At 67.5% G+C, this 22,043-nt stretch carries 19 protein-coding genes; 14 read left to right on the plus strand and 5 right to left on the minus strand.

Annotation, left to right across the window (positions count from 1 at the left end):
* Positions 1-178: 178 nt before the first annotated feature.
* From OVY01_RS12455 to OVY01_RS12470, 4 genes are all read left to right on the plus strand, one after another.
* The gene (locus OVY01_RS12455; RefSeq protein ID WP_267847915.1) at positions 179-454 is read left to right on the plus strand and encodes a hypothetical protein; all 276 of its coding nucleotides are present in this window, start codon (positions 179-181) and stop codon (positions 452-454) included.
* Between the two features lie 154 nt (positions 455-608).
* Positions 609-1,544 carry a presqualene diphosphate synthase HpnD gene (hpnD, locus tag OVY01_RS12460; RefSeq protein ID WP_267847916.1) on the plus strand — a complete coding sequence of 312 codons (936 nt, stop codon included), beginning with the start codon at positions 609-611 and terminating at the stop codon, positions 1,542-1,544.
* Between the two features lie 82 nt (positions 1,545-1,626).
* Complete coding sequence (gene shc / locus OVY01_RS12465; protein ID WP_432422234.1) at positions 1,627-3,705, plus strand: squalene--hopene cyclase; 2,079 nt, start codon at positions 1,627-1,629, stop codon at positions 3,703-3,705.
* Complete coding sequence (locus tag OVY01_RS12470; protein ID WP_267847918.1) at positions 3,702-4,565, plus strand: phosphorylase family protein; 864 nt, start codon at positions 3,702-3,704, stop codon at positions 4,563-4,565. The genes shc and OVY01_RS12470 overlap by 4 nt, the downstream gene beginning before the upstream one ends.
* A gap of 27 nt (positions 4,566-4,592) precedes the next feature.
* On the opposite strand, the gene OVY01_RS12475 is transcribed toward OVY01_RS12470, so the two are convergent.
* Positions 4,593-5,051: an ArsR/SmtB family transcription factor gene (locus OVY01_RS12475; RefSeq protein WP_349293518.1), complete on the minus strand. Its 459-nt coding sequence runs from the start codon at positions 5,049-5,051 to the stop codon at positions 4,593-4,595.
* A 162-nt stretch (positions 5,052-5,213) separates the two neighbouring features.
* Here OVY01_RS12475 and OVY01_RS12480 point away from each other — a divergent pair, with 162 nt between their 5' ends.
* Positions 5,214-6,341, plus strand: a complete 1,128-nt coding sequence (locus OVY01_RS12480; RefSeq protein ID WP_267847919.1) for a cation diffusion facilitator family transporter — start codon at positions 5,214-5,216, stop codon at positions 6,339-6,341.
* Positions 6,342-6,380: 39 nt separating this feature from the next.
* On the opposite strand, the gene OVY01_RS12485 is transcribed toward OVY01_RS12480, so the two are convergent.
* The gene (locus tag OVY01_RS12485; RefSeq protein ID WP_432422235.1) at positions 6,381-8,786 is read right to left on the minus strand and encodes a penicillin-binding protein 1A; all 2,406 of its coding nucleotides are present in this window, start codon (positions 8,784-8,786) and stop codon (positions 6,381-6,383) included.
* A gap of 380 nt (positions 8,787-9,166) precedes the next feature.
* Here OVY01_RS12485 and OVY01_RS12490 point away from each other — a divergent pair, with 380 nt between their 5' ends.
* Complete coding sequence (locus OVY01_RS12490; RefSeq protein WP_267847921.1) at positions 9,167-9,844, plus strand: PspA/IM30 family protein; 678 nt, start codon at positions 9,167-9,169, stop codon at positions 9,842-9,844.
* Positions 9,845-9,857: 13 nt separating this feature from the next.
* Positions 9,858-11,075 carry a tetratricopeptide repeat protein gene (locus tag OVY01_RS12495; RefSeq protein WP_267847922.1) on the plus strand — a complete coding sequence of 406 codons (1,218 nt, stop codon included), beginning with the start codon at positions 9,858-9,860 and terminating at the stop codon, positions 11,073-11,075.
* 255 nt (positions 11,076-11,330) lie between these two features.
* Here OVY01_RS12495 and glgX read toward each other — a convergent pair whose 3' ends face one another.
* Together glgX and OVY01_RS12505 are read right to left on the minus strand one after the other, a co-directional pair.
* Positions 11,331-13,532: a glycogen debranching protein GlgX gene (glgX, locus tag OVY01_RS12500; RefSeq protein ID WP_267847924.1), complete on the minus strand. Its 2,202-nt coding sequence runs from the start codon at positions 13,530-13,532 to the stop codon at positions 11,331-11,333.
* A 263-nt stretch (positions 13,533-13,795) separates the two neighbouring features.
* Positions 13,796-14,749: a LysR family transcriptional regulator gene (locus OVY01_RS12505; RefSeq protein ID WP_267848073.1), complete on the minus strand. Its 954-nt coding sequence runs from the start codon at positions 14,747-14,749 to the stop codon at positions 13,796-13,798.
* Between the two features lie 204 nt (positions 14,750-14,953).
* Between OVY01_RS12505 and OVY01_RS12510 the strand changes: the two genes are divergently transcribed.
* The 5 genes from OVY01_RS12510 to mscL all read left to right on the plus strand — a co-directional run bounded on the left by OVY01_RS12510 (position 14,954) and on the right by mscL (position 20,752).
* Positions 14,954-16,471 (plus strand): efflux transporter outer membrane subunit, encoded by a 1,518-nt coding sequence (locus tag OVY01_RS12510; protein ID WP_267847926.1) that lies wholly within the window; start codon positions 14,954-14,956, stop codon positions 16,469-16,471.
* Complete coding sequence (locus tag OVY01_RS12515; RefSeq protein ID WP_267847928.1) at positions 16,468-18,822, plus strand: FUSC family protein; 2,355 nt, start codon at positions 16,468-16,470, stop codon at positions 18,820-18,822. The genes OVY01_RS12510 and OVY01_RS12515 overlap by 4 nt, the downstream gene beginning before the upstream one ends.
* On the plus strand, positions 18,819-19,088 hold the full coding sequence (locus OVY01_RS12520) for a DUF1656 domain-containing protein (RefSeq protein ID WP_267847929.1): 270 nt from the start codon (positions 18,819-18,821) through the stop codon (positions 19,086-19,088). Before OVY01_RS12515 ends, OVY01_RS12520 begins: the two co-directional genes overlap by 4 nt.
* Positions 19,089-19,151: 63 nt before the next feature.
* Entirely contained in the window at positions 19,152-20,099 is a 948-nt protein-coding gene (locus tag OVY01_RS12525; protein ID WP_267847930.1) for an efflux RND transporter periplasmic adaptor subunit, read from the plus strand.
* A gap of 185 nt (positions 20,100-20,284) precedes the next feature.
* A complete protein-coding gene (gene mscL, locus OVY01_RS12530; RefSeq protein ID WP_267847931.1) occupies positions 20,285-20,752 on the plus strand; it encodes a large conductance mechanosensitive channel protein MscL in 468 nt (155 codons plus the stop codon).
* Positions 20,753-20,909: 157 nt separating this feature from the next.
* Here the strand turns inward: mscL and OVY01_RS12535 are convergent, their stop codons facing one another.
* Positions 20,910-21,032 (minus strand): hypothetical protein, encoded by a 123-nt coding sequence (locus OVY01_RS12535; protein WP_267847932.1) that lies wholly within the window; start codon positions 21,030-21,032, stop codon positions 20,910-20,912.
* Between the two features lie 250 nt (positions 21,033-21,282).
* Between OVY01_RS12535 and OVY01_RS12540 the strand changes: the two genes are divergently transcribed.
* Both OVY01_RS12540 and OVY01_RS12545 read left to right on the plus strand, forming a co-directional pair.
* Positions 21,283-21,732, plus strand: a complete 450-nt coding sequence (locus OVY01_RS12540) for a hypothetical protein (protein WP_267847933.1) — start codon at positions 21,283-21,285, stop codon at positions 21,730-21,732.
* Between the two features lie 63 nt (positions 21,733-21,795).
* On the plus strand, positions 21,796-22,005 hold the full coding sequence (locus OVY01_RS12545; protein ID WP_267847934.1) for a dodecin: 210 nt from the start codon (positions 21,796-21,798) through the stop codon (positions 22,003-22,005).
* Positions 22,006-22,043 lie beyond the last annotated feature (38 nt).

Genomic DNA, 22,043 nt, shown 5'->3' on the forward strand with positions numbered 1-22,043 from the left:
TTGCTCGATCGGGTACGCACCGCACCCCTATGACAAACCCTAGCAGATACCATGCCGCACGGGACGGCTTTGCGCCTTGATCTCGGCGCGCGATCGTCTACACTCGAATGCAATCCCGAGTGCGGTCAATCGATGGCTTGACCGACCAATCGCGGCCCGCTTGCCGCCGGAGGGTGCCATGTCCGACCGAAACCGACCCGCAATAGCCGTGATCCTGCCAGCGGACGACCCCGGCCTGCCCGACGATCCGCAGGCACGCGACGCGCGGCTCGACCAGCAACTCGCCTTCCTGGAGCGCATCGTGAACCGCGCGCGACGGCGTGCCGCCAGCGGCCCGGCCGGCGCGGCGGACGACGACGATGGCGAGGACGTCGAGCGCGACAGCGAGTCCGACGACAGCGAGTCCGACGACGCCGAAACCGAACTCAAGCCGCGCAACGGACTGCTCTGCTAGCGGCGGCACCGTACTGCCCTTCGCGGTGAGCCACGCTGGTCGGCCCCCGGGCGCGCCCATCGAACGTCTTTGCACTGCTTCGGTATAATCCTCTCCGGACCCGGACCCTGAAGCCGGGGTATGACCTCAATCGACCTCAATCAGGAGCAGCCGGTTGGCGACTGCGAATTCCATCGATCCCATCGAACCCCGCGAACCCGTCGAACCCGGCACGCGCCCCGCACCGGGCGCCGACGGTGTCAACGCGGGTGACGGCAGCCCTTTGCAGGCGCGGCGCAGTTCGTTCTATCTGGCGATGCGCGTGCTGCCGCCCGAGCAGCGCGAAGCGATGTACGAGATCTACAGCTTCTGTCGCGCCGTCGACGATATCGCCGACGGCGACGGGGAGCGCGGCGCGCGACGTGCAGCGCTGGACGTATGGCGCGAGCGGATCGATGCGATGTATCCGGGAACGTCGACCGTGAACGTCGCAGCCGGCCCGGGCGCCGTGGCACCGCCCCGGCTTGCCGCCGCCGTGGCCCGCTTCGACCTGCAGCAGGCCGATTTCGTCGCCGTGATCGATGGCATGCAGATGGATCTCGACGCCGATATCCAGGCGCCCAGCTTCGAAGTTCTCGATCTCTATTGCGACCGGGTCGCCAGCGCGGTCGGCCGCCTTTGCACCCAGGTCTTCGGTCTGCCCCGCCCGCTGGGCGTGAAGCTCGCCCATCACCTGGGCCGGGCGCTGCAGTTCACGAACATCCTGCGCGATCTCGACGAGGACGCGGCGATCAATCGTCTCTACCTCGCGCGCGAATCGCTGATCGGCGCGGATATCGCCGAGCGGACCCCGCACGCAGTGCTCGCCGCCGCGGGCTTGCCGCTCGCCTGCACCTGGCTGGCGCGCGCGGCACGGGTGCATTACGTCGAAGCCGATGCGCTGATGCGCCGCGCGCCGCGCGCCACGGTGAAAGCGCCGCGCCTGATGTCGGCGGTCTATCGCGAAACGCTGGAAAAAACCGTCGCGCGCGGCTGGACGGCTCCCCGCGAGCGCGTGCGGGTATCGCGATTGCGGCTGGCCACCCTGTATCTTCGATACGGATTCTTTTGATATTGGGAGCGTCGCGCAATCTGCGGCACCGGTGATGAAACGACAGCCGCCTTCGAGCGGCGACGCAAAGCCAAGATAACGCATGAACGATACCACTCAGCCTGAAAAGCAGGCCCTCGCCGACACCCTCCTTCGCGCGAACGCGGACGCCATTGCGCCGGGGATGCGCGCCGAGCCGCGATCGCGATCCGCAACCCTGGCCACGTCGCCCGGTCTGCCCATGGCGCCCGACGCCGCCTCGTCCGCCGGGCTCGAAAACGCGGTCGAGGCCGCCACGCAGAGTTTGCTCGATGCCCAGCGTCCCGACGGTCACTGGCTGTACGAACTCGAGGCCGATGCGACGATCCCCGCCGAATACGTGCTGCTGGTGCACCATCTGGCCGAGAAACCGGATGTGGCGCTGGAAGCGAAGATTGCCGTCTATCTGCGACGCATCCAGGGCGCGCATGGCGGCTGGCCGCTCTTTCACGACGGACCGCTGGATATCAGTGCGAGCGTGAAGGCCTATTTCGCGCTGAAAATGATCGGCGACGCGATCGATGCGCCGCACATGCGCCGCGCGCGCGAGGCGATCCTCGCGCACGGCGGCGCGGCGGGCAGCAATGTCTTCACCCGCATCCTGCTGGCACTGTACGGGGTGCTGTCGTGGCGCGCGGTACCGATGATGCCGATCGAGATCGTGCTGCTGCCGCGCTGGTTCCCTTTCCACCTGTCGAAGATCTCGTACTGGGCGCGCACGGTCATCGTGCCGCTGCTGGTGCTGCAACTCGACCGGCCACGCGCGCGCAATCCGCGCGGCGTGCGGCTCGACGAACTGTTCGTCGAGCCGGCGGTGAACGTCGGGCTCGCGAAACACGCCCCGCATCAGAACCGCCACTGGTTCCGCTTTTTCCGCGTGACCGACGTGCTGCTGCGGGCGACCGACTGGCTGATGCCCGCCTCGCTGCGCGAACGCGCCAAGCGCACGGCGGTCGAATTCGTTTCGTCGCACCTCAATGGCGAGGATGGCCTCGGGGCGATCTACCCCGCGATGGCGAACTTGGTCATGATGTTCGACGCGCTGGGCTACCCGCCGGAGCATCCGCAACGCGCGATCGCCCGCCGCGCGATCGATAGACTGCTCGTCATCCGTGACGACGAAGCCTATTGCCAGCCCTGCCTCTCGCCCGTCTGGGACACGGCGCTGGCCGCGCATGCGCTGCTCGAGTCCGGCACCCCTGCGGCGCGGCGCGCGGCCCTTGCCGGCGCGGAGTGGCTGCGACCATTGCAGATCCTGGAGACCGCCGGCGACTGGTCGGCGCGCCGGCCGGACGTGCGCCCGGGAGGCTGGGCGTTCCAGTATGCGAACGACCATTACCCCGATGTCGACGACACCGCGGTGGTGGTGATGGCGATGGACCGCCTCGCGGGCACGGCCGACTACACCCGGTCGATCTCGCGCGGGCGCGAATGGGTACTGGGCATGCAGAGCAGCGAAGGCGGCTGGGGCGCATTCGAACCCGAGAACACGCACGAGTATCTGAACAACATTCCGTTCGCCGATCACGGCGCGCTGCTCGATCCGCCCACGGTGGACGTGTCGGCACGCTGCCTGTCGATGCTGACCCAGCTGGGCGCGAGCCGCGACGATCCGGCGGTGGCGCGGGTGACCGACTATCTGCTCACCCATCAGGAAGCGAACGGCAGCTGGCATGGCCGCTGGGGCATGAATTATATCTACGGCACCTGGGCGGCGCTGTGCGCGCTCAATGGCGTGGGCATCGACGCGCATGGCTCCCCGCTGATCCGCCGGTCGGTGGACTGGCTGTTTCAGATCCAGAATGCAGACGGCGGCTGGGGCGAGGACGGCGACAGCTACCGGCTCGACTACCGGGGTCACGCGAGCGCGCCCTCCACCGCGTCGCAGACCGCGTGGGCGCTGCTGGGCCTGATGTCGGCCGGCGTCGTCGACGACGCCCGGGTCGCGCGGGGGGTGGCCTATCTGATCGCGACGCAGAACCGCGCGGGGTTCTGGGACGAACCGCGTTTCACGGCCACCGGTTTTCCCCGCGTGTTCTATCTGCGCTACCACGGGTATGCGCATTACTTCCCGCTTTGGGCGCTCGCCCGCTACCGCAACCTGCGGCGCGCGGGCACGCGTCACGTCGCCTACGGACTGTGACGCCAGGCCGCGACGATCCGGTTCAGGAGGGCGCAGGCCGCGGCGCGTCGGCCGGTGACGGCGCGCCACGCGTGCTCGTCGTCACCGGGCTCGCGTTCGAGGCGGCGATCGCGCGCCGCTGCGCGGACGTGGACGTCCTCTTCGGCGTGGGCGCCGCGGCCGCGGCAGCGCTGCATGCCCGGCTGGCGGCGGCCGGGCGGCGCCCGAGCGGGATCGTCAGCTTCGGCACGGCCGGCGCGCTCGATCCCGCGTGCCAGCCCGGCGACTGCCTGCTCGCGCGGACCGTGCTGGAACTGCCCCCGGCGCGCGCGCCGGACCCCGCCGATGTCGTGTCTCCCCACGCGGGGATGCCCCGGGCGGGAATGCCCCGGGCGGGAATGCCCCGGGCGGGAAGCGAAGCGGGAACGGAAACCGGGACCCGCGACATGCGGCGCCATCCCGTCGACGCCCGCTGGCTGGAACGACTGGTTGCCGCCCTGCCGCATGCCGCCTGTGTGGACTTCGTCGGGTCGGCCACGCCGGTCGTAAGCGCCGCGCAAAAACAGCTGCTGCACCGGCGCACCGGCGCGGCCGCCGTCGACATGGAGTCGGCGGCGCTCGCCCGCGTCGCCGCCACGCACGGCCTGCCGTTCGTCGTCTGCCGGGTCGTGATCGACCGCGCCAGCCACACGCTGCCGGCTGCCGCGCTCGCCGGCATGCATGCCGACGGCGGTACCCGCATCCTGCCGGTCATCGCCTCGCTGTTGCGCCATCCCGCACAGTTGCCGTCCCTGCTCGCACTGGCCAACGACGCGCGACGCGCGCGGCGCACGATGACCGGGCTGGCGCGCCACATGCCGCCCGGCTTCGGCAGGGGCTGACCTGCGGGGACGGCGGGGTCGAGGCGGTCACTCGTCCTGCGGGCACTCGACGACGTGCTCGCGCATGTCGTCGATCATGCGCCGCACATGGTCGTCGGCCGCCGTATAGAAGATCTGCTTGCCGCGGCGCACGCCGCGCACCACCCGCGCACCGCGCAGCAAACGCAGATGATGGCTGACCAGCGACGGCGACAAGCCCGTCGCCCGGGCGATTTCCGACACGCACACCGCCTCGTGCAGGCAGACGAAGACGATGCTCAGGCGACTCGGGTCGCCCAGCAGGCGAAACAACGGCGCCAGCGCATCCACCACGAAAGCGGTTCCCGCCGCTGGATCGGCCGCGCCGTCGCGCTCCAGCAACGCCGGCCCACCGGGGCCGGCGGCCGGCACGGCAGCAGCCGCTGGCGCGGGCACCGCGTGCCCGGCGGGGCCTGCGACGGCCGTGCCGGCGCGACGCGGCACGCTGTGCGGTGGAATTCGGGACATGACGCTCGTGCTGCTCTCTGAAACGGGTTGAAAACGCGCATCGGCGAACCACGGGAGTCACACCGGCGGCGGCGCTGTCATGCGATTACATATGAACAACTATTCATACGTAACTATGTTAAGGTCCATTGTATCGTTACCTGCGCTTCGGAGTGATCGCGAATGACCCAACAGCACCCATCGGGGGCAAGCGCCCCCGCCTCTTCCACGCACGATCATGGTCACGCCGGCCACGACCACGGTCACCATCACGGCGGCGCGGGTCACATGCACGTGCATGGCAGCACCAACGAGACGCGGCTCGCCTGGGCGCTGCTGGTCATCGTCCTTTTCATGGGAATCGAGATCGTCGGCGGCCTGCTGTCGGGCTCGCTGGCGCTGATCGCGGACGCCGCGCACATGGCGTCCGACGCGGTGGCGCTCGGCATGAGCTGGGCGGCATTGCGCATTGGCCGGCGCCCGGCGACGGCGCGTCTGTCCTACGGTTATCGACGCCTCGAAGTACTCGTGGCCTTTATCAACGGCCTGACGCTGCTGCTCGTCTCGCTGGGCGTGATGATCGAGGCGGTCCGGCGCTTCGCCGAACCGCAACCGGTGCTCGGCCCGATGATGATGGCCGTCGCCGTCGCCGGGTTGCTGTCGAACGTCGTCACCTTCCTGATCCTCAATGGCGGCAGCCGCGAGAACCTGAACATGCGCTCGGCCTGGCTGCACGTGCTGGGCGACATGGTCTCGTCGGTGGCGGCGATCATCGCGGCCGGCGTGATCCTGCTGACGGGTTTCTCGCCGATCGACCCCATCCTGTCGATATTCGTCTCGGTGCTGATCGTGCGCGGCGCCTGGCAGATCGTGCGCAGCGCCGGCCGTATCCTCCTGGAGGCGACGCCGTCGGATCTGGATCTGGAAGAGGTCCGTGCCGACCTGATCGCGCAGATCGGCGAGATCAGCGACGTGCATCATCTGCATGCCTGGTCGCTGACCTCCGAACAGGCGATGGTGACGCTGCATGCTCGCGCCACCCCCGGCGCGGACCCGCTGCGCATTCCGGCGGCCGTCTGCGCGCGGTTGAAGGAGCGGTTCTCGATCGATCACGCCACCGTGCAGGTCGAAGCCGAGCACTGCACGGACGCCGACGGCGCGGGGCAAGCGCATGAGCAGGAACATGGGCACGCACACGGGCACGATGGCCACGACCACGGCGCCCACGACCACGATGGGCACGACCACGGTCCGACGCGCGAAGAATCCGCTACCGGCGCCCCGAAGCCTCCCGCCGCGCAGTGCTATTGAGCGGCGGCCCGACGTTCCCCCCTGCCGCCTTTCCTGCGGCTAGGGCTTGTCGAACGAATTGAGAATCTGCTGCCGCTCGTTCGAATCGATCGTCGGCGCGACCTGACTGGCGCCCGGCAGGCCATCGGCCGGCGTGCCCGCACCCGGATCATCCATGCCGATCGAGGCGACGAAACCCGCGCCCGGCGTCATATTGTCGAAATACGGTTCGCCGTCGATCGTCGTCAGACCCGCCGGCATCGGCATGCGCGTCTGCGGCACCCCCTTGAGCGCCTCGCCCATATAGGCCGTCCACACCGGCAAGGCCAGCTGCGCGCCGAACTCGCGACTGCCGAGCGAACGCGGCTGATCGTAACCCAGCCACGCCACCGCCACCACCGAGCGCTGATACCCGGCGAACCAGCCGTCGTGCGCATCATTCGTCGTGCCGGTCTTGCCGGACAGATCGTTGCGGCGCAGCGCGTTCGTGCCCGCGCCGGTCCCCTTGGTCGCGACGTCGTGCAGCAGGCTGTCCATCACGAAGGCGTTGCGTTCGTCGATCACGCGCGGCGCGTTCGCGCCGGCCACCAGCGGCTCGGCGCGCGAGAGCACCGCGCCGTTCGCGTCCGTGACCTCGGCGATCAGGTAGGGGTTGACCCGGTAACCGCCGTTGGCGAAGACGCTGTAGCCGTCGACCAGTTGCAGCGGCGTCACCTGACCCGCGCCCAGGGCCATCGGCAGATACGGCGGATTCTTCGCCGGATCGAAACCGAAGCGCGACACGAAATCCTGCCCGTAGTGGGTGCCGATGAAGTTCAGGATGCGGATCGAGACCAGATTCTTCGATTTCTCGAGCGCGGCGCGCATCGTCATCGGTCCCTCGGGCTGATCGTCGTCCTTCGGCTCCCAGGGCTGCCCGCCGGTTTCCGCCGCGCTGAAATACAGCGGCGCGTCGTTGATGATCGTCGCCGGTGCGAGCCCCTTCTCCAGGGACGCCGAATAGATGAAGGGCTTGAACGTCGAGCCCGGCTGCCGCCAGGCCTGCGTGACGTGGTTGAACTTGTTCTTGTTGAAGTCGAAGCCGCCCACCAGCGCCACCAGCGCACCGTCGTTCGGATGCACCGCGACCAGCGCCCCCTCCACCTGGGGCAACTGCGTGATCTGCCAGTTGCCGCGGTCGTCGGCGAGCAGCCGGATCACCGCGCCCGCGCGCAGCTTCTGGTTCGGCTGGGCACGCGGGGACAGCGCCGGTGCCGCGAAACGCAGCCCCGCGCCGGAGATCGTCACCGTCTCGCCGCTCAGGCGCACCGCCCGCACTTCCTTCGACGACACCGCCACCACCACCGCCGACACCAGATCGCCGTTGTCCGGGTGATCGAGCAAGGCATCCTCGATCGCCTGTTCGCGGTCGTCGTCGGCCGCCGGCAGATCGATGAAGGCTTCCGGACCCCGATACCCGTGACGGCGCTCGTAATCCATGATGCCCTTGCGCACCGCGCGGTAGCCCGCCTCCTGATCGCCCGAGGTGATCGTGGTCACCACGTTCAGGCCGCGCGTGTAGGTGTCTTCCTTGTACTGCGCGTACATCATCTGGCGCACCATCTCGGCCACGTACTCGGCGTGCACGCTGAACTGCGTCGCGCCGCCCGCACGCGTATGGATGTTCTCGGCGATCGCCTGATCGTATTGCTCGCGCGTGATATAGGCCAGATCGAGCATGCGCTTGAGGATGTATTCCTGGCGGATCTTGGCGCGTTTCGGATTGACCACCGGGTTATACGCCGACGGCGCCTTGGGCAGCCCCGCCAGCATCGCGGCCTGCGCGAGCGTGATGTCTTTCAGGTCCTTGCCGAAATAGACCCGCGCGGCGCTGGCGAAACCATACGCGCGCTGCCCCAGGTAGATCTGGTTCATGTACAGCTCGAGGATCTGGTCCTTGGTCAACGCGGACTCGATCTTGTAGGCGAGCAGCATCTCGTAGACCTTGCGCGTGTAGGTCTTCTCGCTCGACAGGAAAAAGTTGCGCGCGACCTGCATCGTGATGGTGCTCGCGCCCTGCGAGGCGCCGCCCCGCACCACGTCGGCCACGCCCGCGCGCAGGATTCCCAGGAAATCGACCCCGCCATGCTGATAGAAACGGTAGTCCTCGATCGCCAGCACCGCGTGCTTCATCACGTCGGGCACCTGATCGAAGCGCACGAGACTGCGCCGCTCGTCGCCGAACTCGCCGATCAGCACGTGATCCGCGGTGTACACGCGCAGCGGCACCTTCGGGCGATAGTCGGTCAGCGCCGTGAGCGGCGGCAGATTGGGCGTCATCACGATCAGCACGTAGCCGGCGAACAGCGCGCCCAGCGCGCCCAGACCGACGAAAAGTGCGAGGATCGCAAGTAGCAGGCGGGAGGCCAGCGAGCGAGAGGGTTTCGGCACGTTGCCGGGGGGAGTCGTTTGTCGGGTAGGAGCCATGTAGAAGCGTTCGGTCGGTTCGGGCCGGCGCCGGCGGGGCGCGGTGGCGGACCCATGCCCTGCCACGCGCGCCCCGCCGGCGCCGGCCGGATGTCCGACGGTAGGATGGGACAAAGTACTGCGCCAAGCCGCATTGTAAAGAAACCCGCCGGCAAGCGCGACGCAATCGGCCCTGCGTGGTTTTCCGGCGCCGCCGGGCGGATTCGGCCGCGCCGCAACGGGCCGTTACCGAAAGCCCAGGCTGGTCACAAAAAAAGGCCCCGGCGCGGGCGCGATACCGGCCATTGCGCCGGCCCGGCGCGCGCGTCTGTGCTATGTTGAAAAACATCGCCCGGCGCCGTTTCGGCGCCCATTCACCACCCCCCATTCCGGAGGCCAGCATGTCGCTGTTCGATAGTATTTCCCGTACCCTCAAAGGGCTGCTCAACGATGCCGCCGATTCGGTCCAGGACCCGTCGCGCGATGCGCGGCAAATCGTCCGGGAACTGGACGAAAGCATCGGTCGCGCGGAAAACGCGATGATCGAGATCCAGGCGCAGTTGAGCAATCAGCGCAGCAAGCGCGATCTCGCCGACGACAAGGCGCGCAAATACGCCGATGGCGCGCTGCGCGCGTTGAAAGGCGCCGACGAGGGCCTGGCGCGCGAGGCGCTGGCCGCGCAGTCGAACGCGGAAGCCGAGCGCGACGCGCTGGGGGCCGAGCTGGCCAAGCTCGAGCCGTCGCTCGATCAGTTGAAGACGCAGATCGCCGACATGCGCAAGCGTCGCGACGACCTGCGCTCGCGCACCAATATCCTGTCCGCGAAGCAGGAAATCGCCAATGCCAAGGATGTCGCGGCCACCGCGCTCGGCGGCATCGGCGGCAAGGATCTGTCGGCCGATTTCGGACGCATGGAGGAAAAGGTCAATCTGGCCAACGCACGCTCGGACGCCCGCCTGGGTTCGATCGATCAGGCCAGCGGCAAGTCGCTCGACGACCGGCTCGCGTCGATCGACAAGGGGCCGTCGGTCGAAGACCGTCTGGCGGCATTGAAAAAACAGATTGGCACCGACGTCTAAGGCGGCTTCCGCGATGAAAACATGGCTTATCAGGGGTGCGCTGTGCGCATCGATGCTGACAGCGAGTCTGTCGCCGAGCGCGTTCGCCGCGTCCCCGGCGCCCTCGGTCCAGGATGTCGAGCAGGCGATCAACCGCGGCGACCTGCAAGGCGCGCAGAGCATGCTCGATCAGGTCGTGGCGGCGCATCCGGGCAGCGCCCGTGCGCACTACCTCGACGCGCAGGTGCTCGAGCGTAATCACCGCTATGGCGACGCGCTGACCCAGCTCGACGCGGCACGCCGTATCGACCCCGCCCTCGGTTTCACGGATCGCGCCAAGTTCGAAACGGTGCAGCGCCGCATCAGTGCCGAGGCGCAGGCGGGCACGCGTCCGGCGACGTCGATCCAGTCCTTCCCAAACGCCGGTGAGTCGTCGGTGCAGCCCGCCGCGCCCGTGCACCGCGGCCCCTCGCCCATCGCCTGGCTCGGCCTGCTGATCGTGCTCGCCGCGGTCGTGGGATTGATCGTCTGGAGCATGCGACGCCGGCGCCAGCAGGACGACGTCGGGGCGACGGACATGCATCGCGCCGCGCTCAAACGCGCGACCGAGCTGCTCGACAGCGTGCGGGCGGTGAAACTCGATCTGAAACTGTCCACCTCGCCCGACCGGCAAACGTGGGTCAGCGACGCGGAAGACGTCGAAGCGCAGTTGAGCCATCTGATCGACACCCTGGGCACGACCGGTGGCGCGCGCGGGCCCGAAACCGCCCCGGCGTATCAGCTGGAGGAACTCGATCGCAGCGTCGAACGGCTCAAGGCGCTGGCTGCGGGCCGGCCCGACCCGCAGGCCGGCATGGCGAATGCCTCGCCCTATGCCGGCGAAGCGAACCGGATGGCGCCGCCGCCGTACCAGACGCCCTATGGCCAGCAACCGTACGGGCAGCAGCCCGGGTCCGCGCCGTGGGGCAATCAGCCGGTCCAGCAGCAACCGCAAGGCGGGATGGGATCGACCCTCGGCGCGGGTTTGGGCGGACTGGCTGCCGGCGTCGTGCTGGGCGAGATCATGGGGGGCCACCGCGAACGCGACGTCGTCGTCGAGCGCGACAATCCCGCGCCGCCGTTCCAGCAGGCGGACGCGGGCAACACCGGCGGTGCGGTCGATTTTGGCAATGGCAACGATAGCTGGTCCGACGGCGGCGGACAGATCGACGCGGGCAACGCGGACGACAACAGCTGGGACGACAATGCCTGAATGGCATGCTCCGGTCCGACGCGTACGGTGAAACCGGGCGCGTCGAACCGGCAGGGCATCGACACATGAACCCGAAAGCGATCAGGGGCGGCAGTCACGAATGACTGCCGCCCCTGATCGCTTTGCGCTGCCGCCTTTTCCTTCAACGCGCCAGCCAGGCCAGCAAACCGAAGAAGAACCGGACGATGGCCACGAGCGTGTCCCAGAGCCAGACGAACTGGCTCCAGAGGGAGACGCCGACGTTCAGCCCCGAACTCAGGCCGCGCCCGGCGCCGAGGCGTCGGATTCGGAGGTCAGCGTTTCACCCAGCTTGTCGAAGACCCGCTGCGTCGCGCCGCGTGCGCGCAGCGCGAACAGCAGCAGCGAGCGTCCCGTCACCTGATAGACATCCCCCGAGCCGAACTGCGGCAAGTCGTCGCGCACCGGCACGTTGGTATCGATCATGCAGGTCCACTGTTCGCTACCGGTCACATCCGGCAAGACGAAGTCCACCACGTCGTGATGCGCGTTGAATACCATCAACAGCGTGGCGTCGGACGCGAGACGACGGATGCCCGAAGACTGCGCGCGGCCGTCGATGACCATGCCGAAACATTTCATCGCGGGATCGCTCCACTGCTCCGGCGTGAGTTCGTTGCCGTCGGTGCTGACCCAACGCACGTCCGTGACCTGCAATTCCTCGTTCCACTCGCCGGTCAGGAAGCGATTGCGGCGCAGCACAGGCAGGGTGCGGCGCAGCGAGAGCAGCTTGCGCGTGAATTCGGCGAGCGCGTGACCGTCCTCGTCGATACCCTCCCAATCCACCCAGCTGATCTCGGTGTCCTGGCAATAGGCATTGTTGTTGCCATGCTGGGTGCGTCCGAATTCATCGCCCGCCAGCAGCATCGGCGTGCCTTGCGAGAACAGCAGGGTCGCGAGCATGTTGCGCTTCTGCCGTTCGCGCAGTGCCTTGATCTCGACGTCGTCGGTCGGGCCCTCGGCGCCGCAGTTCCACGACCGGTTGTCCGAACTGCCGTCGCGATTGTCCTCGCCGTTCGCGTCGTTGTGCTTCTCGTTGAAACTGACCGTGTCGTTGAGCGTGAAACCATCGTGCGCGGTGATGAAGTTCACGCTCGCCCACGGCCGGCGGCCACGGTGGTTGAACTTGTCGCCTGAGGCCGTGATGCGCTTGGCGAGTTCCGGCGTTTCGCCTTCTTCGCCTTTCCAGTAACTGCGTACGGTATCGCGGTAACGATCGTTCCACTCCGCCCAGCCCGGCGGGAAACCGCCCACCTGATAGCCGCCGGGACCGCAGTCCCACGGCTCGGCGATCAGTTTCACGCTGGAGAGGATCGGATCCTGGCGGCAGCTGTCGAGGAAACCGCTGCGCTGGTCGAAACCGTCCGGTTCGCGGCCGAGAATCGTCGCGAGATCGAAGCGGAAGCCATCGACGTTCATCTCGGTGACCCAGTAGCGCAGGCTGTCCGTTACCATCTGCACTACGCGCGGATGGGACAGGTTCAGGGTATTGCCGGTACCGGTGTCGTTGATGTAGAAACGCGGCTGCTCCGGCATCAGACGGTAGTAGGTCGAATTGTCGATGCCCTTGTAGCAGAGCGTCGGCCCGAGTTCGTTGCCTTCGGCGGTGTGGTTGTAGACGACGTCCAGCACCACTTCGAGGCCCGCATCGTGGAACCGGTCGATGGTCTGCTTGAATTCCTCGATCTTGCCGGTCGCGAAAAAGCGCTGGTCGGCGGCGAAGAAACCGATCGTGTTGTAGCCCCAGTAGTTCGTCAGGCCCTTGTCGAGCAGCTGGCTGTCGTTGACGAACGAGTGGATCGGCAGCAATTCGACGGTGGTCACGCCCAGGCCGCGGATATAGTCGACGACGGCCGGCTCGCCGAGCCCGGCGAACGTGCCGCGCAGTTCCTCGGGCACGCCCGGGTGGCGCTTCGTGTAGCCGCGCACATGCGTTTCATAGACCACCGAGCGATCGAACGGCACCCGCACGCGGGTGGGATGGTGCCAGCTGAAGGCGGTGTCGACGACGCACGATTTCGGCACGAAGGCCGCACTGTCGCGGGTGTCGAAGGACAGATCCTGATCGGCATGGCCCAGCGTGTAGCCGAACACCTCGGGGCCCCACTTCAGTTCGCCGACATGCGCCTTCGCGTACGGGTCGAGCAACAGCTTGTTCGGGTTGAAACGGTGACCCGCGTCCGGCTCGTACGGCCCATGCACACGATAGCCGTACACGGTGCCCGGCGGCAGATCGTGGACATAGACATGCCAGACCTCGTCGGTGTATTCGGGGATCTCGATGCGCTCGAGTTCGGACTTGCCGTCCTTGTCGAAGAGACACAGTTCGACCTTCGTCGCATTGGCGGAGAACATCGCGAAGTTCACGCCCTTGCCATCCCACGTCGCCCCACGCGGAAACGGCGATCCTTCGGAAATACGACTCTGGGTTTTCGTCATTTTTACCTTTGCTCCACGGTCCTGGTCGGCCACCACTGGTGGGCCGGAAAATTAAAAAATCGCCGAACCGGCGAGGAATCTCGATATGCACCGACCGTTTCCTTGCCGCCTGACTGGGCAGCAAGCGCGGTCGTCCACGGGGCCTGCACCGCCGTTTTGCATCGCGGCCCTGCCGTGCGTCCCGTCCGCCGGGCCGCCGCGAGCCGATCGCGGCCAGATGAAGCAGGATCCGCGCCCGGGCGCGTCATCCAGCCCCGCGATGCTCAACGACGTGCAATTTCCGCCAGAACGGCATCGTCCTCACCCATCGCCAGCGGCAGCCGCGCGCTCAGGAAATCCACCCAGGTGCGGATCTTGGCGTCGATGTACTGCCGCGACGAATAGAGGGCGTGGATCTCGAAGCGTTGCAGCCGGTAGTGCGCGAACAGGCGCACCAGAGAGCCGTCGCGCAATCCATCGAGCGCGGCGTAGGACGGCAGCATGCCGATGCCCATGCCTTCCCGGATGGCCTGATCGAGCGCTTCGGCGACATTGACGCGAAACGAACTCATGCTGACGTCGATGCTGCACGCGGGCCCCGCGCCGCCGTCCGGCAGCGGTTCGAAGGTCCAGCGGTCGAGCGGAAAGAACGGTCCCTGCAATTGCAGGCACGGATGACCGGCGAGCGCCTCCGGCGTGCTCGGCGTGCCATGCGCGCGCAGGTAGCCGGGCGACGCGCACAACACGCTGTAGACGCTGCCCAGACGCTGCGAGATCATGCCCGAATCGGGCAGGCCGCCGCTGAGCGCCACCGCCGTGTCGTATCCCTCGTCGATCAGATCGGGGATGCGCTGCGAGAGTGTCAATTCCACCGCCACCGCGGGATGCGCTTCCCGGTAACGCGCGATCGCCGGAATCAGATAGCGCTGGCCGAAACTGGTCATCGCGTGAATGCGCAAGGTGCCGGAGGCGACGACGTTCGCGTCGGCCGCTTCGGCCTCGGCTTCATCGACGATCGCCAGGATGTGCGCGCAGCGTTGCAGGTAGCGTTGCCCCGCCTCGGTCACCGCGAGACGGCGGGTCGTGCGGTTCAGGAGCCGCGTGCGCAGATGGGTTTCCAGGTCCGACACCGCGCGCGACACCTGAGCGGTGGTGGCGTTCAGTTGCCGCGCCGCCGCGGTAAACCCGCCGGCGTCGACGACGCGCGTGAAGATGCGCATATTGTTGAGCGTATCGATGTTCCGGCTCCCGGCGTCTTCTGCGTGATCGAGCGTGATTGAGGGCGCGGACAGGGTCCGCAGGGAAAGGGGGACGGCACCCGCCATCCGCGCCGATTGTTGCATATTACGTAAGAAAAATTCGCAGGAAACCCCCTATTTCCGGCGCAACCGGGCCATTACAATCGCTCCTCCTTCACCATGGGGCGCGCGTCCCGACGAACCGTGTTTTCTGCCTTGCGCCGACACCCGCGCCGTGCGGCCGTTCTCGCCATCGGCATGACCCTGGGCGGATGCGCCGATTGGTCGGGCATCACGCCCCACGTGCCGGCGCGCGCGGCGAACGATCTCGATGCCGGCCACACGCTGCGCGACGCCGCCCCCGCCGCGCGCGCCGCGGCCGACGCCAGCGCGCAATGGCCGATGCGCCAATGGTGGCGCGTCTATCGCGACCCGCAGCTCGACCGGCTCGTGGACGCGGCCATCGACGGCAACCCGACGCAGTCGATCGCCGCGGCGCGTCTGCGCGAAGCGCTGGCGATGGCCGGCGAAGCACGCGCCGCGACCCTGCCCACGCTGGACGCCAGCGCCAATCTGAGCCGCGAGCACTGGCCGCAAAGCGGCTATTACAAGGCGACGTTTCCCGGCGAAAACAATTTCAACAATACGGCCACCCTGCGCTTCGACTATCCGCTGGATCTGTTCGGCGCGAAGCGCCAGGGCGCGCAACGCGCGATCGACGCCGCGCATGCGCTCGCTGCCGACGCGCGTTCGGCGCAGTTGAGTCTCGAATCGAACGTGGTGCGCGCCTATCTTCGGTTTTCGTTGCAGTTCGCGTTGCGCGACGTCGCGCGGCGCACGCTCGTCGACCAGCAGCGCGTGCGCGATTTCGCGCAACGGCGTTGGCAGGCGGGCATCGGCACGCAACTGGAAATCAGCCAGGCGCAGGCGCCGCTGCCGCAAAGCGAAGTGGCATTGGAACAGATCGACGAGGCAATCGCCCTGTCGCGCAACCAGCTCGCCGCGTTGATCGGCCAGGGACCGGGCGCCGGCGACGCCCTGCAGACGCCGGCGCTACAGTTCGATGCCGCCATCGCACTGCCCTCCGCGCTGCCTGCCGAACTGATCGGGCATCGGCCCGACGTGGTGGCGATGCGCTGGCGGATCGAGGCGCAGGCACGCGCCGTCGATGTGCAGCAGGCGGCGTTTTACCCCAATGTCGACCTGGTGGCCAGCGCCGGGGCGATGGCGGTCAGTCCGGTGTTTTCCAGCTTCGCGCGTCTGTCGAGCGTGGGCACGTCGTTCGGCCCGGCCCTCTCTTTGCCGATTTTCGAGGGCGGGCGCCTGCGCGCCGGTCTTGGCGCGGCAGCCGCCGAGTACGACGTCGCGGTCGGCCAGTACAACGATACCGTGGTCCGCGCGCTGCGCGAGATCGCCGATCAGGTGCTGACCTTCCAGTCGCTGGGACGCCAACAGGCGGCAGCGGCCCGCGCGATCGCCACCGCGCAGCGCAGTTTCGACCTGGCGACGATGGGCTTCACGCGCGGCCTCACCGACTATCTCAACGTTCTGAACGCCGAGGACGGCCTGCTGCGCGAGGAGCGCAGCATGAAGCGCCTCCAGGCGTCACGCTTGACGGCCTACGCGGACCTGATGACGGCACTGGGCGGGGGACTGGCGCAACCGGCGGACTCGCCGCGCGTGCAGCCGCCGCGTATCGCGCAGGGCGAGCCCGTCCGATGAGCGGCGGCCTGCCTTCGCCGAATCGACCCGGCACGGCGCCGTCCGGTGCCGCGCCACGCGTGCCGCTGCGCCGGGCGCTGGCGGATACCGCGCGCGACTGGTACCACACGGAAGGCCCCCTGTGGGTGCATGTCGGCAAGGCCGTGTTCGCGGGTCTGCTCGCGCTCTACCTGGCGATGCGTCTGGAACTGCCCTCGCCCCGCACCGCGCTGACGACGGTATTCGTCGTCATGACGCCGCAAAGCGGGATGGTGCTGTCGAAAAGCTTCTACCGCCTGCTCGGCACGCTGGCCGGTCTGACGGCGATGCTCACGCTCATCAGCCTGTTTTCCCAGGCCCATGCGCTGTTCCTGGCGGGCCTGGCAGCGTGGATCGGCGTCTGCACGGCAGGTTCGGCACGCAATCGCCATTTCCGTTCGTATGGCTTTCTGCTCGCGGGCTACACCGCCGCCCTGGTCGGCGTGACGAACGCCGAGGCGCCGCTGGGCGCGTTCGACGCCAGCGTCACGCGCGCGATCGAAGTGAGTCTGGGCATTCTCTGCTCGGCCGTGGTCAGTTCGGTGATCTTTCCGCGCTATGCGTCGGCCGCGTTGCAGACACACGTGCGCGCGCGCTTCGGCGGCTTCGTCGAATTCGTGCGCGCCGCACTGCGGGGCAGCATCGACCGCACGGCGATGGAGCGGCGCAACATGGGGTTCATCGCCGAAGTGGTCGGCCTCGAAGCCCTGCGCAGCTATACGATCTTCGAGGATCCGGTCTCACGCCGCATGGGCGCCCACATCGCGCGCTTCAATGGCGAATCGATGAGCGTGGCGACACGCTTTCATGCGCTGCATCAATTGCTCGAACGCGTGCGTGCGCAAGGCGCGCCCTGGATCGTCGAGGCGATCACGCCCTACCTGCACGAGTTGAGCGAGCAACTGAGCATCGATGGCGAATCGGTGCCGAACGCGGCCGGTGCGGCGCGCGTCGCCGCGCAGCTGGACGGCTTCAAGGCGCGGCTGCCGGCACGCCTGCGCGCCACGCGCGCCGCGGCGCGCGTCTTGCCGTCCGCTGCGGCGATCGCCGCAGTGCCGCACAGTCAGATGCGGGATTTCGATAGCGCCACCGAACTCCTGTATCGGTTCGTCGTCGAACTGCATTACTTCGCGTCGACCTATGCCGCGCTGCGCCGTTCCACCCCGGGCAACCACGCTCCCGAACGCACCCGGAAGGGCGCCGCCGATCCAGGGCCCGACCGCGCCGACCGGGACCGCGCCAACGCATGGCGCTATACGCCGAAGACGAACGGTCTGATGGCCGCGATCGCCGGCGCGCGCGCCGGCGTCACGCTGTTGCTGGTGTCGGCGTTCTGGATCTTCAGCGGCTGGCCATCGGGCGACTTCGCCGCCGTGACCGCCGGTACGGTCTGCGCGCTGGTGTCGGCATCGCCCCAACCCGCCCGCGCCGCGGTCCAGATGTCCATCGGTTCCGCCCTTGCCTGCCTGGCAGGTTATGTCTTCACGTTCCACGTGCTGGTCGACCGCTCCGGCTTCCTGCTGATGGCCGCGGGGCTTGCCCCTTTCTTAATGTTCGGCGCGTGGCTGACGACACGGCGCAACGGCATGGGCGCGGGAATGGGCTTCTGCATCTTTTTCTGCTTCCTTGCCGGCCCGGACAACCGGAACAATTACGATGTGCTCGTCTATGTCAACAACTGCATCGCCCTGATGGTGGCCATGGGCGTCAGCGCCGCGGCGTTCGGCATCCTCCTGCCGCCCACCACCGGCTGGTTGCTGCGCCGCATGGCGGCGGACCTGCGGCGCCAGGTCGGCGTCGCGGGCTTCGGCAAGCTCGCCGGTCTCGCGCATCGGTTCGACAACCAGACCCGCGACTACATGTTTCAGATCGGCGGCCTGACCGCTGAAAAACCCGCCGAGCAGCGCGCGATGCTCGGCTGGATGTTCGCCGTGCTCGAAATCGGCCATGCGCTGATCGAATTGCGCGAAGAATTCGCGTCCCTGCCGGCCGCCCTCGCCCGCGATCCGCTATACCAGCCGGGCTCGCGCTGGCGCCAGCCGCTGCGCGCGCTGCGCCGCGGTCTGGTCGAACTCTTCGAACGGCCCAGCGCGGCGCGCTGGCGCACGGCAGCGGACCTGACGACGCGGGCACTCGCGCAGACCGAGGCGATGCTGCCTATCGCGCGGGAGCGCGACGAACGCCAGCGCCTGCAGCGTATTCTCAGCTATCTGCATTTCATCCATACCGCCCTGCTCGATCCGCAATCGCCGCTTGCGGCCTGCGGCGGGGCCGCAACGGCATCCATGGCGCGACGCGATCCCCCCGCGTCCTCACCGGCGCCGTCGCGATGAGCGACCTCACGTCCACGCTGCCCGGCTGGCTGACGCTCCTGCACCGCTGGCTCGCGTCCTGGACCCTGCCGCGCGAAACCTCGCTCGGCGGCGCCTACGTGCCCACCCTGATGGTGGTCTTCGTCGGCTGCGGCGCACTGACCTGGTTGATCGACCTCGGTCTCGCGCGTGCCGGTGCCTACCGCTTCATCTGGCACCCGCCGCTGTTTCGCATCAGCCTGTTCGTCTGCCTGCTGTCGGTGGCGGGCCTGGCGCTATACGGCTGAAATGGCACTTCGCATCATCCTGGCCGGGCACCGTTTGCCAGCGCGGCTTTTATCGAGAAAAAAGTGACGATCAAGAATCTCTTCAGCGTGTGCGTGACGCTGTGCATTTTCGCCGTGGCGATCCTGGCCGGACGCCTGCTGTGGCAGCACTATATGGACGCGCCCTGGACGCGCGACGCACGCGTGCGGGCCGACATCGTCAATGTCGCTCCGGACGTTTCGGGAATGATCGTGGACCTGCCGGTGCACGACAATCAATTCGTGCATCGCGGCGAACTGCTCATGCAGATCGATCCCGAACGTTACCGGATCGCCGTCGCCGAAGCCCAGGCGCTATTGGCCGCGCGCGGCGCGGACCTGCAGATGCGGCGCCGCGACGCCGCGCGCCGTGCCGATCTCGACAGTCTCGTGGTGTCGAGCGAATCCCGCGAAAACGCCGTGCGCAGCGCCGATTCGGCCGCCGCGCAATACCAGGCCGCGCAGGCGCAACTCGACGCGGCGCGCCTGAATCTGTCGCGAACCCGCGTGCTCGCACCGGTGGACGGCTACGTCACGAATCTGCTCACGCATCGCGGTGACTACGCCGCCGCAGGAGTCGCGCGCGTCGCCCTCATCGACAGCGCGTCGTTCTGGGTCTACGGCTATTTCGAGGAAACCAAGCTGCCCCATATCAAGGTCGGCGATGCCGCGCGCATGCAGATGATGAGCGGCGAACAGTTGCAGGGACACGTCGAGAGCATCGCCCGGGGCATCACCGACCGGGACAACCCGGTCGGCCACGAACTCATATCGGACGTCAATCCGACGTTCAACTGGGTCCGTCTCGCGCAGCGGGTGCCCGTTCGCATCCATATCGACGCCGTTCCGCCCGGCATGCTGCTGGCCGCTGGCACGACCTGCACGGTCGTCGTCACGCCGGCGGCGGCCGGTACCGGGGCCGACACCGGGGCCGACACCGACGCCGCCGGGCCGGGCCGGCCGGCGGGACCACGGCACCAGCCGCTGCGCTGATTGCAGAATTCCGGCACCGACATGCGAAGCACAGCCGCATGCTTCCCATCTCACCCGCAGGTTACCCGTTGTAACATAAGCGCGCGAGGCGCATCCGATGCCATTGTCAGCGGTATTTCGAGATACGCAATCGCGGGATACGCAATCGCATCTTTTCGTCCAGCCAACAAGGGAGTTTGCCGAGTATGAGTATCGTTCGTGAATTTCGGGACTTCGCCATAAAGGGCAATGTCGTCGACCTGGCCGTCGGGGTGATCATCGGGGGCGCCTTCTCGACCATCGTCAATTCGGTCGTCAAGGACATGATCATGCCGGTCGTGGGCCTGGCGGTCGGCGGCCTCGACTTCTCCAATCTGTTCATTCGCATCGGCCACCTGCCGGAGACGTTCCACGGTAACCCCGCGTCGTACGCCGACCTGCAGAAAGCCGGCGTGGCGGCCATCGGCTATGGCAATTTTCTTACCGTGCTGCTGAATTTCATCATTCTGGCCTTCATCATCTTCCTCATGGTCAAGGGCATCAACCGCCTGCGTACCGCCGCGCATCTCGAACAGGCGGCGGCCGCACCCGCGATCGCCGAGGAAGTCCTGCTGCTGCGCGATATCCGCGATGCGCTGCACACCACGGGTGGCGCCCCGCGCAACGTTTCCTGAGCGCAACGCCCTGGCGGTGACGACCCGGCGCGCGAACGCGTGCGCGCCGGATCGCCGGATCGCCGGATCGCCGGATCGCCGGATCGCCGGATCGCCGGATCGCCGGATCGCCGGATCGCCGGATCGCCGGATCGCCGGATCGCCGGATCGCCGGATACTACCGACCGCCAGCGTCTTCGCCCGGGATGACGCTGGCCTGTGTCTGCGCTAGCAGCTTGCGGCCATAGAGAAACAGCGCCACGCCGCTGACAAACCCGAGCACCGCGATTTTCCTGATCATTTCCTTCTCCAGTTCCGGTTGAAACGAACCTGCGACAGCCCGTAGTTTCGCATAAAGCCGTGGCATAAAACGCACGCCGCGGGGCAGCCACCAGTACGCGTTCCTTGCTGAACCCGACGCGTATATGCGGTATGCTAAACCCTAGCGTGCCTTTTCGATGTGCCCGGATTCGCTTCCCGCGCCAGCGCCATGGCGTAAGCGCGAGGGCCGTCATTTTTTTCCTGCCCGTCTCCCGCTTCTCTTCCGCGTCATGCCGATTCCGAAGAAAATCCAACGCGACCGGCCCGCCGCCGGGACCTCTTCCTATCTCGATATCCTGCTGGACTGGACCCCTGGCTGGGGCGTGCAATCGCGTCTGGATACCAAGCTCGCCCGGGCGCGGTCCCAGGACGAACCTGTCCTGTACTCGCATCTGCTGCCCGGCCTGGATCTGCTTCTGTGCGCGGTTCCCGGTGCACGGGCGCCCTACCCGGCGCTTTCCGAATTGCGGCAGCGCTGCCTTGACAGCGTCGCCCACGCACTGGCGCAGCCGCCGGGACGGATCGAGGAAGGCGGACACTGGTACGAATTCAACGGGCTGGCGGTGCTGGTCTTCGCCAGTTCGGCGCGCGCCCGCATCCTGCGGGATTTCGGCGCCGACACGCTCGGCTCGAACGCGCGCGTGGCGGCCAGCACCCTTCGCGGCATCCGGTTAAGATAGGCTGACGGCCGGCGCTGCCTTGCGGCCCGGCTCCCGACACCCATCTTCCGGAGGAATACGCTGATGAGCAATCACGTATACAAGAAAATCGAATTGACCGGTTCATCCGAAGTGTCGATCGAAGACGCCGTGCAATCGGCGATCGCCAAGGCCTCGGCGACGCTGCGTAACCTGGAATGGTTCGAAATCACCGAAACCCGCGGTCACCTGCAGGACGGCAAGGTCGCGCATTGGCAGGTAACGCTCAAGGTCGGCCTGCGCATCGACGACTGATCGACGGGGCGGTACGCGCATCACGGCGCGGAACGGCC

It is taken from the genome of Robbsia betulipollinis (assembly GCF_026624755.1).
Lineage (GTDB): Bacteria > Pseudomonadota > Gammaproteobacteria > Burkholderiales > Burkholderiaceae > Robbsia > Robbsia betulipollinis.